Consider the following 15,943-nt stretch of genomic DNA (forward strand, 5'->3'; position numbering starts at 1 on the left):
TGAGATATAAGTTAAGGAAAGTCATATGCTCACCAAAACACACAAAGCGATTACGCTCACTTTAATTGCTGCTGCACTAACTGCATGCCAAAGTACGACGACAACCACAAGCAATAACAACAGCCCGAATATAAACGAAGTCGCACAACAACAATACAATGGCCCTAAAGCCAGAGTCGCTGTGGCACGCTTTACCGATAAGTCCAACGACTCGCGTTGGTGGCGTAAAGAAATTGGTGAAGGTATGGCAGATCAGCTAACAACTGCACTAGTTAGTACTAATCGATTTATCGTTTTAGAGCGACAAGCGCTTGATGCTGTTTTATCAGAGCAAGACTTAGCGGTATCAGGTCGAGTAAGTGCAGCATCAGGTGCAGCCTACGGCGAAATAGAGGGTGCCGAAATTGTGGTTGTAGCAGCGGTCACAGAGTTCGATGACGACAACTCTGGTACTCGTGTAGGCAGTGGTGGGTTTATCGGTGATGTATTTAGCTCAGTATCAGCGGGCTTTTCAAGTTCACACATGGCTATTGATTTACGCTTAATAGACACCCGTACCTCTCGTATTCTAGCAGCCACTAGCGTAGAAGGTGGTAGTAAAGATTTTAATTTTACCTCTGCTGCAACTAACTTTGGTGGCGCCCTAGTCGGCGGCAACCTGAGTAGTTGGTCAAACACGCCAAAAGAAAAAGCATTACGTGAAGTGATTATAAAAGCGGTTGAGTTCTTAGAATCAAAAGTGCCAGCGACCTATTATCGTTACAATAGTGATAACACGATAGCGGCTGGTCACACAGCGCCTGCACCACTCAAAGTAACTGCAGCTGCAGCCCCCACTAAAGCAGCAGTGGCATCAGTTACTGTTCCTAATCATAGAATGCCTTACTACGAAAAAACAGACTTGGCGATGTCACGACTAAACTTGGTTTGTTTGGGTTATTTGAAAAGACAGCCTCACTACGAAGAATATGAAGTAGAAGACGTAGAGTACGATGAAGCAACCGTGATTGCACTCACTGAGTATCAGCAAGAAAATAAGCTCAAAGTGACTGGTCGTGCGGATGAGACGACCAAAAAGTCTCTTGATGATTCAGGCTGCATTGCCAAAACTAACAAATCAAGTTTAGAAAGCCTTGGCAGTATTTTTAAATTCAACTAAGCAAAATAACAGCCAGTGCTAGCACTGGCTGTACACGCTTTCGTTTATCACTACAAAATTTGTATCAATTCGCCACGGTAAAAATCACACAGTAGCCAAATTTGTTGAAATGGGTGCTCTGCTGGCACTTTTAAGTTAGTAAGTACTGACTTAAAATCTTCTAAATGCCAAATCGTACTGGCATTTCGTATCAATAACCAAGGGTGAGTAGACTCATAATGCTTTTTCGCTTTTTGCGCGAGCAAACGATGTAACGCACAGTGCAAACGTTCACTACTTGGTGCTAACGCCATTTCCGCAAGGTCTCGTTGCATGCCAATCGACAAAGGTCGGCCAAGTACCGCCATCGCTTCTGTTTCACTGGCATATAAATGCGCTATTTCGATATCGAGTCGCTCATCACCTTTATAGCAACTTACATCGGGCTTACTCGGTGTGTTATGCCAGATATTACGCATAGTTACACCAAATTGCTTTTCGTAACAGCGTAAAAATAGCTTTGCCGCACCATGCTCGAGCGCTATTTTTTCTTGCTCACTTTCACGATTCATTTAATATCATATACACATCACTTAATAAGCCTGAAGCGCCAAATCGAAAAAGATCGGGTTGTAAATACGCTTCACCCATAATTGACTCAGCTAAAGCCAAATACTCAGCAGCGTCAGTAACAGTTCTGACTCCACCCGCCGCTTTAAAACCCACCTTTTTATCGCTTGCTTTAATGGTCTCTAAAATAACCTTAGTCGCCGCAAGGGTGGCATTCACAGCGACTTTACCGGTACTGGTTTTAACAAAGTCGGCACCGCCTTCTATCGCCAGCTTAGTTGCTGTAGCAATCAACTCATTGGTCAATTCACCGCTTTCAATGATCACTTTGAGTTGCACTTGAGTACCGCAGGCATCTTTTGACGCTTGAACATACTCTAAAACTTTGCGTTCATCACCGGCAACCAGTGCTTTGTATGGAATCACTAAGTCTACTTCATCGGCTCCGCGTTCAATAGCAAACAAGGTTTCACTAATGACTTGTTCTAATGGCTGCTCCCCACCAGGGAAGTTAGTCACAGTAGCCACTTTAACTTGTTGTAACTCACGCTCAGCGAGTGCAAGCTTAGCGTCACTAACAAACTGACTATACACACAAACCGCAGCAGGAATGCCTAACTTTGGCTCAATACTCGCAACTAAGTTATTAATAGACTCTGTAGTGTCGGTGTCATTCAGTGTTGTTAAATCCATTAGTGCCACCGCTTGGGCAGCGATTGTTTGCATATTAGTCATTGATCTTATTTTGTGTTGCCATATTAGTACCCTATAGTAGCAAATTTTTATGATCTGGCTATAAATCATAACTAATCACCATAAGGCATTTAATTTCCTTGTAACTCGCCGCAATCCCTTGTTAACTAAGCCTTAAGCCAAACAAAGCCACCAAATATAACTTTTAGTTATATAAACTTGGTTTTAATTATTTTTTACTTTATTTAGAGCACTATATTCTGCTTGCCTGCAATAAGCAGTTTCTTTGATGTGTTTTAGGGGTGAGAACAACGTGCAATATTTACCTATCTTTACCAAGTTAGACGACAAACCTGTATTGGTAGTCGGCGGTGGAGATGTTGCGTTACGCAAGTGCCGTGCATTTTTAAAAGCACGTGCCAACGTAACGCTAGTCGCCCCTGAGTTTTGTGATGAACTTACTGCGCTTGCAACGCAAGGTGAAGTAACGCTTATCGTTGATACATTTAAAGAACAGTATTTAGATCAACAAATGCTAGTTATTGCGGCGACGGATATCGACAGCGTCAATAATGACGTTTTTGAACGTGCCAATGCGCGTAATATTTTCGTTAATGTGGTTGATGACCAGCCTAAATGCAGCTTTATTTTTCCTTCGATTGTTGACCGTGATCCAATCACAATTGCTATTTCAAGTGCTGGCACTGCCCCCGTACTTGCACGTCGGTTACGTGAAAAACTCGAGACCCTTATTCCACAACATATTGGCCCACTTGCTACGTTAGTTGGTAGCTTTCGCGATAAAGTAAAACAGCGTTTCAAGCACTTTGCTGACCGTCGCCAATTTTGGGAAGGGGTGTTTGACTCATCGGTCGTGAGTAAAGTGCAAGCGGGTAATACCGAGGCAGCAACTGTGCAGTTAGAGCAATTGTTAGATGCAAAGCCAGAGCCTGAAGGCGAAGTGTATGTTGTCGGTGCAGGCCCTGGCGACCCTGAGTTATTAACACTAAAAGCACTGCAATTAATGCAACAAGCCGACGTCGTTGTGTATGACTATTTAGTCTCTGATGAAATTATGGAACTAGTGCGCCGTGATGCTGATTTAGTCTGTGTTGGCAAACGCTTGGGCGATCACAGTGTTGCACAAGAAGATACCAATCAAATGCTGGTAGATTTTGCCAAACAAGGTAAAAAAGTATGCCGTATTAAAGGAGGCGACCCGTTTATTTATGGTCGTGGTGGTGAAGAAGTACAAGTGCTGGCCGCAAATCAAGTACGTTACCAAATCGTACCGGGTATCACTGCTGCTGCCGGTTGCAGTGCTTATGCTGGGATCCCTCTAACACACAGAGACCATGCACAAGCTATTCAATTTGTGACAGGACACTGTAAAAAAGATGGTCAAGAACTTGATTGGCAATCACTCGCAAAACCAAATCAAACTTTGGCTATTTATATGGGTGTCATTAAATCTCCCCATATTCAAGCACAATTATTAAAACATGGCCGTGGTGCAGAAACACCAGTTGCCATTATCGAAAATGGTACGCGAAAAGAACAGCGTGTCGTTACTGGGCAACTGGGTGAATTGGCGGACTTAATCGCCCGTCATAGTATTATCTCACCCGCTTTACTAATTATAGGCGAAGTTGCATCATTGCATCACCAGCTTGCATGGTTCGGACAAACCGAACAAACCAGCAGCTTTGCCCAGCCTATTACAGGCGTAGCGTAATTTAACTTTTAATCATTTTAGTAGGACGACTAACAATGGCTTTAACACACCTTCAGCAATTAGAAGCTGAAAGTATCAAGATCATGCGCGAAGTGGCTGCTGAGTTTGAAAATCCGGTGATGCTTTACTCGATAGGTAAAGATTCATCGGTGTTATTACACTTAGCACGCAAAGCGTTTTACCCAGCAAAGATCCCATTTCCATTATTACATGTTGATACCAACTGGAAGTTTAAGGAAATGATCGAGTTTCGTGACCGCCTAGCCAAAGAATACGGCTTTGATTTAATCGTCCACAAAAACCCTGAAGGGTTAGAGATTGATATCAACCCATTCGTACACGGCTCAGCAAAGCACACTGACATCATGAAAACCCAAGGCTTGAAGCAAGCGTTAGACAAATATGGCTTTGATGCTGCGTTTGGTGGTGCTCGTCGAGATGAAGAGAAATCTCGTGCCAAAGAGCGTGTTTACTCATTCCGTGATAAACACCACAGGTGGGATCCAAAAAACCAACGTCCTGAACTTTGGAATACATATAACAGCCAAGTTAACCCAGGTGAAAGCATTCGTGTTTTCCCGTTATCGAACTGGACTGAGCTTGATATTTGGCAGTATATCTACCAAGAAAACATTGAAATGGTTCCACTTTACCTTGCCAAAGAACGCCCAGTCGTTGAGCGTAACGGCACGCTAATCATGGTTGATGATGAGCGCATGCCTCTTGAGGAAGGCGAAGTACCAGAAATGAAATCTGTGCGTTTCCGTACCCTTGGTTGTTACCCGTTAACGGGGGCTGTGGAATCAACGGCAGGAACCTTAACGGAAATTATTGAAGAGATGCTACTTTCAACCTCTTCTGAGCGTGAGGGCCGTGTGATTGATCATGACTCAGCTGGTTCAATGGAAAAGAAAAAACGTGAGGGCTATTTCTAATGTCTAAAACAAACGACACGATTAACGAAGTAAGAGAGTTAGGCATCGACGCTTACCTTGCACGTCAACAAGATAAAAGCCTTTTACGCATGCTGACCTGTGGTAGTGTGGATGACGGTAAATCAACGCTGATTGGCCGCCTTTTACATGACAGCCACCAAATTTATGAAGACCAACTTGCAGCCCTGCATAAAGACAATGAAAAAGTCGGTAATGCCGGTGAAGAGCTTGATTTAGCACTCCTTGTTGATGGCTTACAAGCTGAGCGCGAACAAGGTATTACCATTGACGTTGCTTATCGTTACTTCTCAACAGCAAAACGTAAATTCATCATTGCTGACACGCCTGGGCATGAGCAGTACACACGCAACATGGTAACCGGTGCATCAACCAGTGATGTAGCTATTATCTTGGTGGATGCGCGTTACGGTGTACAAGTACAAACAAAACGCCATAGTTTTATCTGTGATTCGCTTGGTATTAAACAGTTTGTTGTTGCTATCAACAAGATGGACATCGTCGATTTCGACGAAACCGTGTATGAGAAAATCAAAGCGGATTATCTTAAATTTGCGGAGCAGCTAAACGTTACGAATATCAAGTTTGTGCCTATGTCTGCACTTAAAGGTGACAACGTAGTAACACGCTCAGAGCACACTCCTTACTACACTGATAAACCACTGCTTGAGTTACTTGAAGACTCACCAGCTGCTGAAATTGATAACGGTTTTGAAGCACGCCTTCCGGTGCAATATGTCGTGCGCCCTAACTTAGACTTCCGTGGCTTCCAAGGTACTTTAACCTCTGGCAAGTTCAGTGTTGGTGATGCAGTGAAAGTGCTACCATCGGGTAAAAGCTCAAGTATCAGAGAGATTGTGACTTTTGATGGCAACTTAGATACCGCTGAAGCAGGTCAAGCAATCACTTTAACATTAAACGACGAAATAGATATCAGCCGTGGTGATGTGATTGTGCCAGCCGCTTCAAAAGCCGCTGTTACAAATCGTATTCAAGCTAAATTAGTATGGATGCACGAAGCGCCGCTTGTATTAGGTAAAAGCTACAACTTTAAGTTAGGTAGCAAGAATACCTCAGCAGTGGTAAGAAAAATCGATCACACCATTGATGTAAATACCTTAGAGCATGGTCAAGCTGACTCATTACAGCTGAACGAAATTGCTATTGTAACCTTAGAGCTGACAGAAACAATTTTGGCTGATGAGTACCACAGCAATCATGAAACAGGTGCGTTTATCCTAATCGATCGCCTATCAAACCTAACTGTGGCAGCAGGTATGATTGAGCAATTACTTAACATCGAAGAACAGCAAAGTAACTTTAGCGACTTTGAAGTTGAATTTAACGCTTTAGTACGCAAGCACTTCCCTCACTGGCAAGCGCTTGATATAACTAAGCTTAAATGATCACTTTTCGCCTGTTATAGGAAGTAATAGCATGTATCAACAGCTGGTATTAACAGGCATTATGCTGGTATTAGTCGGGTGCTTATTTGGCACACGACTAAAACCAGCATGGTTATTTGTTGGCGCCATTGGTATTAGCTATCTAGCAGGGCTTATAAGCCTTGAAGATATGCTGGTGAACTATGCAAACCCCTCTTTAATTACTTTAATACTGCTTGTATTAGTGTCTATTGCTGTAGAAAAAACCACGTTAGTACAGAAACTTGCTCAGTCACTTTCTAAAGGAAGTCTAACCAGCTCAGTGACTAAACTTGGTTTATCTACCGCTTTCTTATCATCATTTACTAATAATACGGCGGTTGTGGCCTCACTGATTAGTGCAATAAAAGACAGTCCAACTCATTCCCCGTCTAAATTGTTGTTGCCCTTGTCGTACACTGCAATTTTAGGGGGCACGATTACCCTAATTGGCACATCAACTAACTTAATTGTTAATGGTTTTGCAGTAGAAGCTGGCATGGCGCCCCTAGGCTTTTTTGATTTTACATTAGTGGGCTTGGGTGCTTTAAGTGTTGGCTTAATCACTATCATTGTGATGTTGAAATACCTTCCTGATAATGGCAAAAACGATCAAGAAGTCGTCCCTTTCTATCTAGAAGGTAAAGTTGAAACTGGCTCACAACTCGCGGGTAAAAGCGTTGAAGAAAATGGTCTTCGTGAACTTAAAGACCTATTCTTAGCCGAGATCATCCGTGAAGATAAACGTATCTGTGCAGTCACACCAAAGCAAGTGATTAAAGAAGGTGACGTGCTCTTGTTTGTCGGTGACATAAAATCGGTACCTCTGCTTACTCAGTTTGATGGCCTAAAAGTCGTTCACGACAAACACGAAAAAGATGTTGAGCACTTAGTTGAAGTCGTTGTCAGCCATTCCTCTAAATACATAGGTAAAACAGTTAAGGAAGTGCGTTTTCGTGAGCAATTCCATGCGGCGGTTATTGCCATTCGCCGCGGCCACGACCGTTTGCAAGGTGGTTTAGGTAAAGTACAACTACAAGCTGGTGACTCACTCATTCTTGCACCAGGTAAAGAGTTTTACTCACTTCCTGACCTTAAAAGAGAATTTGTTTATATTTCAGGCCTTGATTTACAAACTCACTTAAAGCCAAAGAAATCTAATATCGTACTGGCCAGTTTTGCGGGGGTTTTAGGCCTGAGTATTCTTGGAATCGTCCCCTTGATTAAAGGTCTACTTGTTTTACTGATCGGCCTAATGCTAACTGGCACAATTAAACTTAGTGAAGTAAAGCGCCGCTTTCCGATTGAGCTACTCGCCGTGGTAGGCAGTGCTATCGGCCTAGCTAAATTAATGATAGGCACAGGCCTTGCCGGTGAAATATCATCAGGTATGTTATACGTGCTTGGCGATTTTGGACCTTATGGGGCTTTCATTGCCATTTTCTTAATGACCGTGATATTTACCGAGCTCATTACCAATAATGCAGCCGCGGCACTTTCGTTTCCAGTTGCCTACGCATTAGCCATAGGTTTTGATGTATCGCCACTTCCTTTTATTATGGCTGTCGCTTTTGGTGCATCGGCTAGTTTTATTTCGCCATTTGGTTACCAAACTAACCTAATGGTATACAGTGCAGGTAACTACCGTTTAAAAGATTACATTGCAATGGGCTTACCGTTATCGATTATTTATTCAATAACGGTGCTGACATTAATACCACTGGTTTTTCCATTTCAATAATGAGAGTAAAAACAATGGATGAGAATATCGTATGGCATAACTACGCTACCACTAAAGCACAGCGTAGTGAGCAAAAAAAACATAAGCCAACTATTTTATGGTTCACTGGTTTTTCAGGCTCTGGCAAAAGCACCGTTGCCAATGCACTAGAAAGTGCCCTGAATCAATTAGGTGTGCACACATACCTATTAGATGGTGATAATGTACGTCATGGTTTATGTAAAGATCTTGGCTTTAGTGATGAAGACCGTATTGAAAATATTCGCCGAGTGGGTGAAACCGCAAAACTCATGATTGATGCAGGACTTGTGGTACTCACCGCATTTATTTCACCCTTTAGAAGTGAACGCGATATGGTAAGAAACTTAGTTGAAGAGGGTGAATTTATCGAAGTATTTTTAGATACTCCATTAGACGTTTGCGAAAGCCGCGATCCTAAGGGTCTCTATAAAAAAGCCCGTGCAGGTGAGATAAAACACTTCACTGGTATCGATTCTGATTATCAACCCCCTATTTCACCAGAAATTAAAATCGATACGAGCGCAAACACCCTAGACCAATCGGTGCAAGAACTGGTAGCGTATTTAAAACAACAGCAAATTATAGGTTAAGCCATGAATCAAACGGAACTGCTAGAAGAAATCTTACTCCTCGCGCGCCAAGCGGGTAGTGCAATTATGGGGATTTACGAAAAGGACTTTAATGTTGAGTACAAGGCTGATGAAAGCCCTGTTACCGACGCTGACCTAGCAGCTCATAAAGTGATTGTGAATGGCTTAAAACACCTTACCCCAGATGTGCCAATTCTAAGTGAAGAAAGCGCTGATATAAGCTGGGAGGTCCGCCAAACATGGCAACGCTACTGGTTAGTTGATCCTATAGATGGCACCAAAGAATTCATCAAGAAAAATGGCGAGTTTACCGTCAATATTGCACTGATCGAAAATGGAAAGCCTGTATTAGCTGTCGTTGATGCACCCGCTTTGGGCGTCTCATATATTGCAAGTGAAGCAATCGGTGCCTTTAAAGATAAAGGCGATGAACGAATCGAACTAAAAGTTACCCGCAAACCAAACAAAGGACTTATTCGTGTTGTTGGCAGTCGCTCACACCCTTCTCCAGATCTTGCTGAGTTTGTAAAACAGTTCGATGACGTAGAAATGGTCTCAAAGGGCAGCTCACTAAAACTATGCTTAGTAGCCGAAGGCAGTGCAGATATTTACCCACGCCTTGGCCCAACTTGTGAATGGGATACAGGTGCAGGCCATGCAATTGCCGAAATAGCTGGCGCAACGGTTAGTAAACTCGATGGCAGCCCATTACTGTATAACAGTAAAGAAGAGTATCTGAATCCGTTTTTTGTCGTATCGGCATTACAGAACTAAAAGCGTTCCGTTAAATACCGTAGGCTGGGTAGAGCGTAGCGAAAACCAGCCTAATTTAGTCAGAAGCAGTAGAGCTTTAAGCGGTAAGTTTTAAGCTCGGCTCCGCACAGAGATCTAGTATTTCCGTTCTTTTGTAGGTCGGGATTTATCCCGATACATTTTTCAGGCTAAAGCCTGAGCTACAAGACATTAAAGCGTAAGTATAAATCCCCTTAGGAGATGGCTTCAACCACGAAAGCTGCTCTGTATTCTAGCTTGAAAACAATTTCACCATAGAGAGCACAAAAGCAATGCGCGCTGCACAGAAGATTATACCCCCTCAATGAAACTTAGATTTTTTATTGCTAAATCAATATCTGAATTACTTTCTTGATTATCATTAAGCTTTGCGAGTGTTTGTAAAATATCTCTTTTCTGCTCAGGTGAAAGCTCTGAAAAGTGCTCTTGTAAATGCTTAATCGTTAAATGTTGTGACGAAGCTGCTCTAACTAAAAATTCAACAGTCCGTGTATTTTTATTATTGATTACAACTCCCAATAAGTTTTTCATTAACCTATTTAAAAAGTCAAATTCACCTTCAGCTAACTGCGCAAAAGCTATAAACCTTAGACACACGTAAAAAGATTGTTCAGATAACTTATGCGCATTTTCATTTAAAAATTAACTATATTAAGACCTTGAAAAAGCTCATTACTATAGGTTGCAGCATCCCTTCTATCAGCTTCATCTTTAATATCCTTGTAATGTCCATTAGCATGCCTTATTTCGCTTCTCCCTTCAAAATTTCTTTGCAATCTTTCCAATTGTCGCTCAAGCAACTTTTCTCCACTTTCTAAATTTACTAACTTGTATAAAACTCTTTCAAAATTTTTATCATCGATGGTTTGCTTTGTATATTCTTCAAAAAGACCTTCTGTCAAAAAGCCTTTTGGATCTTTCCAATATGCTCTAAAACATCAAAAACAATTTGTTCTACTCTATCTTGGTTTTTATCATCTGAAAAAAGTATCCTACCAAAACGATCAAATGCCTCTTGCCAACGATAATCACTGCAGATATTTTTTGCTAATTCCTGCGTTGGTAAAGATTTTATAGAATCAAATTAAGGCTAATTCTTTCATTACTTTGTTGATAGGCTGTAAGTATAGAAGCACCTAAAATTGATAAGATGAAATACTTAAAACTAGAAGTAGCCGCTATTAATTGCTCTAAATTTGCAGTGTGATAAAAAATAGACCCCATAAGAACTATCGACAACCATAAGCTTATCGTCACTGGCGGATATCGCCAGTTAAACCCAATACTGCGTTTGGTGTGGGAGATATAAAACTTATCCAGCATTAGCTTTATGCCAATGCCTGCTAGAAATGAAAAGCTATAATACAGAGCTTCACTTGTACTTAGTATTGCTGAAAAACTAAAAAATACCTTTTTTATAAATGTGGTTTTACTTAAGAGTATGACTACAGAGGATGCCGTTAATGCACATAATAACAGCGACAACCCACGCTGAATTGGAATAGAGAGTGACTTTACCAATTTAATATCCTTATCAACAATTAAGCGAAATATAAACAATTAAATATACACTCAACCTCTAGTGCTCGATACACCCTAAGCTTATATCAGAAGCACCTAAGCGCCTTAATCTTCAAGAAAAATCTGAAATAACCGACATAGAGCTTGATTCATTGATGTTTTTTAAAATCATGAATAATTATAGAAACACGAGTTATTAGCAAGGAACGATATACTCGGATTAATTCGCTATACAGTTGAATTATGCCCGAAGTAAAAGGTTAGCTTACGGTAAACCAGTAGAAAACCAACTTATTCAAAGAGGCTTAACCTTAGAGGGTGAGTAGATAGATGAAGCCTAGACTGATGAGCTCGTTTTTTACTCATTTCCCGCTAAATCAATTCAAGCACGTAAGCCTTGCAGTATATTTTATGAGTCAATGATCAGAGTAGTAATAGTGACTTACTTTGAAAGTCATCAGCATACTTTATGGTTTGTATTTCAACATGGACTTAAAACTCCAATTGAACTACAAAAAAGACTAAATAATTTAAATACATATTTAAGCGCTGAAGAAATAAAATATCAAATCATTGATACAGAAGCACCAAGCGGTGAGCACAATGTTTCTAGTATTAGTCGTTGGATAAACTAAACCATATAGGAAATACATTGATGTTTTATCCCCTATATGGATAATTATAGAAACATGGATTGTTAACAAGGAACGATAAATGCTCGGATTAATTCGCTATACAGTAGAACTATGCCCCGAAGTAAAAGGTCAGGTTTTTGATAATGGAACCCCATTAGCCAATCAACTTGTTGAGCGAAGCTTAACCTACGACGATGAAGAACTAGATAGTGTTTATACTGATGAAAACGGTTGTTTCTCATTTCCTGCCAAATCTCTAAAATCTCGCAAACTTGGCAGTATTTTTCATGAGCCCGTGGTCAGAATTATCATAGATTTAGAAAAAGGTGGTGAGGTTTACAATCTCTGGTTAGGTTTTCAGCATGGACTAAAAAACCCAAAAGAGTTTAAAAATTTTTTGAAAAACTTAAAAGCTGACTTGACGGATAAAGAAGTAAAACATCACCTAATTAACCCTGAAGATCCATTAGACGAACACTTTATCAAAAGTATTGCTCGCTGGGAAAAACAAAATTAAAAGGACTTATAATAGCAACTTTATCACCCATTTTATGCGCTGAATTAGCTAAAATTTCTTATGACATAAAGAAAGCAGACCGAAGAGGTCGATACTCAATAATTGCGTCGAATTCTTTAGAAAAACATTTTTCTTTTGACCTGTCAAACGGCCCAATAAAAGGAGTATCTGGCGGAGCAATGGCTCATGCTACAGGTCATCAAACAGGGTTTGTACTCGTTGGCAAAGGTACTTCTCCTACAGGGCGCATGAATCCATTTAAAAATGATTTGGTATTGGCTATTCGAGGTACAGCCTCGTTATATGACGCATCAACTGACTGTAGAGCTAACCTAAGTGTTTGCGATGGAGGTCATAGTGTTCATGCTGGCTTTAATACTTTATTTGAAACCTTAAAATCAGAATTAGCACCTTTTTTGAGTGAACTTAAGCCGAGTGCTACTGTGCATTGTGTTGGTCACAGTCTAGGAGGTGCGGTTGCATCTCTAGTCGCGGATTGGGCTAAACGACGTTTTAATGCAAACGTTAAATTATATACTTTCGGTGCGCCAAAAGTAAGCTTAACTAATTTCGCATTAAGTACCACAAACGCCCTGAAATCAAAAAATATATTCCGCTGTGTAAATGGTGGCGATGTAGTGCCGATGGTGCCTTTTTGGCCATTTATGCAGGCTCCGTACAATCCCCCTGAATATAGGATGGACAACAACCAAATTATAGCCCCGTGGCATCACTTGATGAAATACTACACCCGAAATTCACAAAAGCAATCTTGGGATAGCATCAACAAAAGAGTGACATTTAATCCGTTTAAGCGTGTAACTCTAGACATTAGTCATGCAAACCAAGTACAACCTTCCATTTATTAGATGAATCGTTTAAGTGAAGCTTTAATGACAGTATTGCGTCAAGCAAAGCTAGGGGCGCTGAATGCGCTGCAGTCCGGTACTGCAAACAGTTTGAGTTTATACGACAAAATCGCGATGATTCTAGCTAACAATAATTTTCATACTGTAGACTTAACAGGCCCCATAAATGGATTACTCGCATGTATGCTTGCATTTGCAGGATATGCTAAAGCAAAGATAAAAGAGTTATCAGCAGAGTTCATAAAGTGGGTATTTGAACAAACATTAAAAATGGTCAATAAAATAGCCTACAGAGCGCTTTCTTCAGTTGGTTAGTCCACATTATTAAAGCAAGCTATATTCTAGCTTGCTTTAATATGTTAAAACTTTGACCTCTATTATTATTTATTTAGGAATAGCAGTGACAACGATTGAAAAGGCAATTGAAGCAGCGTACGAATCACAAATTACCTCGCTTTATAAGGCTCTCTCACAAAGCATTCTTGCCGCAAATGGCGATGAAGCAGAAATCAGTGCAGCTGAGGCTCGTTTTAAGAAAGGGTTAGCATTTGCTGCTGATATAAAAGCACGTGCACTAACGGCTGCACAATAACACTCTAAGCTGGGTGGAGCACTGCTAAACTCAGCTATCCAAATAAGCAATATTCCCTTGTGTAAGTCTCCCCTTACAGCATAGTTATTTAAATACAACGCTAAAACATGCATTCTTAGGCGCTTTTCTATATGCTGCGCGACAATTATTATTCTAATAGTGGAGTGCTAATGAACACACATCAAGATGCTATGCCGTATGATGCATCGACAACAAGTAGTAACTCGAAATGGAATCTTCATGACACCCAATGGGTATTAAGTTTATTTGGTACCGCGGTCGGGGCTGGTATTTTATTCTTACCAATTAATATCGGTATCGGCGGATTCTGGCCGTTAATCATCATGGCATGCCTTGCCTTTCCAATGACTTATTTAGCTCACAGAGGCTTGGCCCGCTTTGTATTATCATCTAAACAGTCCGATGCTGACTTTACAGACGTAGTTGAAGAGCATTTTGGTATTAACGCCGGTCGCTTAATTTCTCTTTTATACTTTCTTTCGATCTTTCCTATTTTACTTATCTATGGTGTTGGCTTAACCAATACCGTCGACAGCTTTATTGTCAATCAATTAGGCATGGAGTCGCCACCACGCGTTTTATTATCAGGGGTTTTAGTTGGTGGTATGATTAGCTTAATGCTTGGTGGTGAAGCACTTATGCTTCGCGCTTTTTCTATTTTAGTTTATCCTCTGGTTGGTATCTTATTCTTCTTATCGTTATATTTAATCCCCAGTTGGCAAATGCCTGACATCACTATTCCTGAGTTCTCAGGTTTTATGAAGACGCTTTGGTTATCTATTCCTATTATTGTTTTTTCGTTTAGCCACGCAGCTGCAATCTCAAGTTTTGTCCATGTACAGCGAGCCCATTATGGCAATAATGCCAAAATGAAATCTGAAGCAATTCTTAAACGTACCAGCTTGTTACTGATTGTATTTGTATTGCTGTTTGTATTTTCGTGTGTGTTGTCTCTATCATCTGAACAAATGATACAAGCTAAGGCTGATAATGTGTCTATTTTGTCATTTCTAGCCAATATCACAGATAACTCTTTTATTGCCACACTTGGGCCTCTGGTTGCTTTTATCGCAATTACATCATCATTCTTGGGACACTTCTTAGGTGCTCGTGAAAGCTTTAATGGCCTAGTGAGTAAGCAAACAGATTTGAATCCAAAGTTAGTTGATAAAACCGGCACTGTGATCATGTTCTTTGCTATTTGGTACTGTTCAGTAATTAATCCAAGTATTTTAAACATGATGGATCAACTATCAGGCCCAATCATTGCTATGATCCTATTCATCATGCCCATGATTGCTGTTTATAAAGTACCAGTTTTACACAAATACAAAAACCGCTTGAGTACCCTGTTTGTTCTAACAGTTGGCTCTCTAGCAGTATTTGCGCTTATTTATAGCATGATTAAGTAACATACTGCTTACTACAAAAAAAGCCCAGCAGTGAATCTCTGCTGGGCTTTTTTTAGTTATGTTTCAGGTGCACAGCTAAGATTTGGCCTTAGTATTAGCCAACCACTTTACAGATAACCTCTGTATTCTACTACCGAACAGCCAGTAGGCTCATCCCGTCCCCAATAAGATCTATACCTGCGAGTCTCTATCACGCGATGTAAAATCGCGACGACAAACATGTTGGGATAACCTTGCCGCGTAGCAGCGGGTTTATTCCGCGTCATGGGGTCTCTGTTCGCGGGTAGCGCGCGATGTAAAATCGCGACGACAAACGTGTTGGGGCGAGATTATCGCGTAGCTGCGGGTTTATTCCGCGTCATGGGGTGTCTGTTCGCGGGTGGCGCGCGATGTAAAATCGCGCCAAACATGAAAAACCCCGTTGCATTACTGCAACGGGTTTCTCTAATTAGGAGCCATGGTGCGCTACGCAGTAGGATGTCCTACTTTCACATGGCGAATGCCACACTATGCCTACAAGGATAGAAGTTGTAGGGTCTTGGTTGGGTGTTTTATTTTTCTACAGGCAACAAAAAACCCGACTCTTTCGAATCGGGTTTCTCTAATTAGGAGCCATGGTGCGCTACGCAGTAGGATGTCCTACTTTCACATGGCGAATGCCGCACTATGCCTACAAGGATAGAAGTAGTAGGGTCTTGGTTGGGTGTTTTATTTTTCTA

The 15,943-nt window shown here is 41.0% G+C and carries 18 protein-coding genes; 13 read left to right on the plus strand and 5 right to left on the minus strand.

The genetic code is table 11. From position 1 onward, the window contains the following. Window positions 1-25 precede the first annotated feature (25 nt). Complete coding sequence (locus PAARA_RS07250) at window positions 26-1,159, plus strand: CsgG/HfaB family protein (RefSeq protein WP_062568397.1); 1,134 nt, start codon at window positions 26-28, stop codon at window positions 1,157-1,159. 50 nt (window positions 1,160-1,209) lie between these two features. Here the strand turns inward: PAARA_RS07250 and PAARA_RS07255 are convergent, their stop codons facing one another. Both PAARA_RS07255 and deoC read right to left on the minus strand, forming a co-directional pair. After that, window positions 1,210-1,710, minus strand: a complete 501-nt coding sequence (locus PAARA_RS07255; protein WP_062568398.1) for a hypothetical protein — start codon at window positions 1,708-1,710, stop codon at window positions 1,210-1,212. Beyond that, on the minus strand, window positions 1,700-2,443 hold the full coding sequence (gene deoC / locus PAARA_RS07260) for a deoxyribose-phosphate aldolase (protein WP_062568399.1): 744 nt from the start codon (window positions 2,441-2,443) through the stop codon (window positions 1,700-1,702). Before deoC ends, PAARA_RS07255 begins: the two co-directional genes overlap by 11 nt. A gap of 271 nt (window positions 2,444-2,714) precedes the next feature. Here deoC and cysG point away from each other — a divergent pair, with 271 nt between their 5' ends. Genes cysG through cysQ form a run of 6 tightly spaced genes read left to right on the plus strand, consistent with a single transcriptional unit; the run spans window position 2,715 to window position 9,639 of the window. After that, window positions 2,715-4,136, plus strand: a complete 1,422-nt coding sequence (cysG, locus tag PAARA_RS07265) for a siroheme synthase CysG (protein WP_062568400.1) — start codon at window positions 2,715-2,717, stop codon at window positions 4,134-4,136. Between the two features lie 35 nt (window positions 4,137-4,171). After that, on the plus strand, window positions 4,172-5,071 hold the full coding sequence (cysD, locus tag PAARA_RS07270) for a sulfate adenylyltransferase subunit CysD (RefSeq protein WP_062568401.1): 900 nt from the start codon (window positions 4,172-4,174) through the stop codon (window positions 5,069-5,071). After that, a complete protein-coding gene (cysN, locus tag PAARA_RS07275) occupies window positions 5,071-6,495 on the plus strand; it encodes a sulfate adenylyltransferase subunit CysN (RefSeq protein ID WP_062568402.1) in 1,425 nt (474 codons plus the stop codon). Before cysD ends, cysN begins: the two co-directional genes overlap by 1 nt. A gap of 31 nt (window positions 6,496-6,526) precedes the next feature. Further along, entirely contained in the window at window positions 6,527-8,254 is a 1,728-nt protein-coding gene (locus PAARA_RS07280) for an SLC13 family permease (protein WP_062568403.1), read from the plus strand. Between the two features lie 14 nt (window positions 8,255-8,268). Beyond that, on the plus strand, window positions 8,269-8,865 hold the full coding sequence (cysC, locus tag PAARA_RS07285) for an adenylyl-sulfate kinase (protein ID WP_062568404.1): 597 nt from the start codon (window positions 8,269-8,271) through the stop codon (window positions 8,863-8,865). Window positions 8,866-8,868: 3 nt separating this feature from the next. Next, a complete protein-coding gene (gene cysQ, locus PAARA_RS07290; RefSeq protein ID WP_062568405.1) occupies window positions 8,869-9,639 on the plus strand; it encodes a 3'(2'),5'-bisphosphate nucleotidase CysQ in 771 nt (256 codons plus the stop codon). Between the two features lie 309 nt (window positions 9,640-9,948). Here the strand turns inward: cysQ and PAARA_RS07295 are convergent, their stop codons facing one another. From PAARA_RS07295 to PAARA_RS20505, 3 genes are all read right to left on the minus strand, one after another. After that, window positions 9,949-10,188: a hypothetical protein gene (locus PAARA_RS07295; protein ID WP_062568406.1), complete on the minus strand. Its 240-nt coding sequence runs from the start codon at window positions 10,186-10,188 to the stop codon at window positions 9,949-9,951. 104 nt (window positions 10,189-10,292) lie between these two features. After that, window positions 10,293-10,559 (minus strand): hypothetical protein, encoded by a 267-nt coding sequence (locus PAARA_RS07300; RefSeq protein WP_062568407.1) that lies wholly within the window; start codon window positions 10,557-10,559, stop codon window positions 10,293-10,295. A 169-nt stretch (window positions 10,560-10,728) separates the two neighbouring features. Beyond that, window positions 10,729-11,178: a hypothetical protein gene (locus PAARA_RS20505; RefSeq protein WP_157066179.1), complete on the minus strand. Its 450-nt coding sequence runs from the start codon at window positions 11,176-11,178 to the stop codon at window positions 10,729-10,731. Window positions 11,179-11,615: 437 nt separating this feature from the next. On the opposite strand from PAARA_RS20505, the gene PAARA_RS07305 reads away from it, so the two are divergent. The 6 genes from PAARA_RS07305 (at window position 11,616) to PAARA_RS07325 (ending at window position 15,224) form a co-directional block, all read left to right on the plus strand. Then, on the plus strand, window positions 11,616-11,813 hold the full coding sequence (locus PAARA_RS07305; protein WP_062568408.1) for a hypothetical protein: 198 nt from the start codon (window positions 11,616-11,618) through the stop codon (window positions 11,811-11,813). A 79-nt stretch (window positions 11,814-11,892) separates the two neighbouring features. Beyond that, a complete protein-coding gene (locus PAARA_RS07310) occupies window positions 11,893-12,330 on the plus strand; it encodes a DUF6795 domain-containing protein (protein ID WP_062568409.1) in 438 nt (145 codons plus the stop codon). A 179-nt stretch (window positions 12,331-12,509) separates the two neighbouring features. Continuing rightward, entirely contained in the window at window positions 12,510-13,199 is a 690-nt protein-coding gene (locus PAARA_RS20740) for a lipase family protein (RefSeq protein WP_245219919.1), read from the plus strand. A gap of 24 nt (window positions 13,200-13,223) precedes the next feature. Then, complete coding sequence (locus tag PAARA_RS20745; protein WP_245219921.1) at window positions 13,224-13,514, plus strand: hypothetical protein; 291 nt, start codon at window positions 13,224-13,226, stop codon at window positions 13,512-13,514. An 85-nt stretch (window positions 13,515-13,599) separates the two neighbouring features. Continuing rightward, a complete protein-coding gene (locus PAARA_RS07320) occupies window positions 13,600-13,791 on the plus strand; it encodes a hypothetical protein (protein ID WP_062568410.1) in 192 nt (63 codons plus the stop codon). A 170-nt stretch (window positions 13,792-13,961) separates the two neighbouring features. Continuing rightward, window positions 13,962-15,224, plus strand: a complete 1,263-nt coding sequence (locus tag PAARA_RS07325) for an aromatic amino acid transport family protein (protein ID WP_062568411.1) — start codon at window positions 13,962-13,964, stop codon at window positions 15,222-15,224. Window positions 15,225-15,943 lie beyond the last annotated feature (719 nt).

The sequence above is a fragment of the Pseudoalteromonas arabiensis genome (assembly GCF_001550155.1).
Lineage (GTDB): Bacteria > Pseudomonadota > Gammaproteobacteria > Enterobacterales > Alteromonadaceae > Pseudoalteromonas > Pseudoalteromonas arabiensis.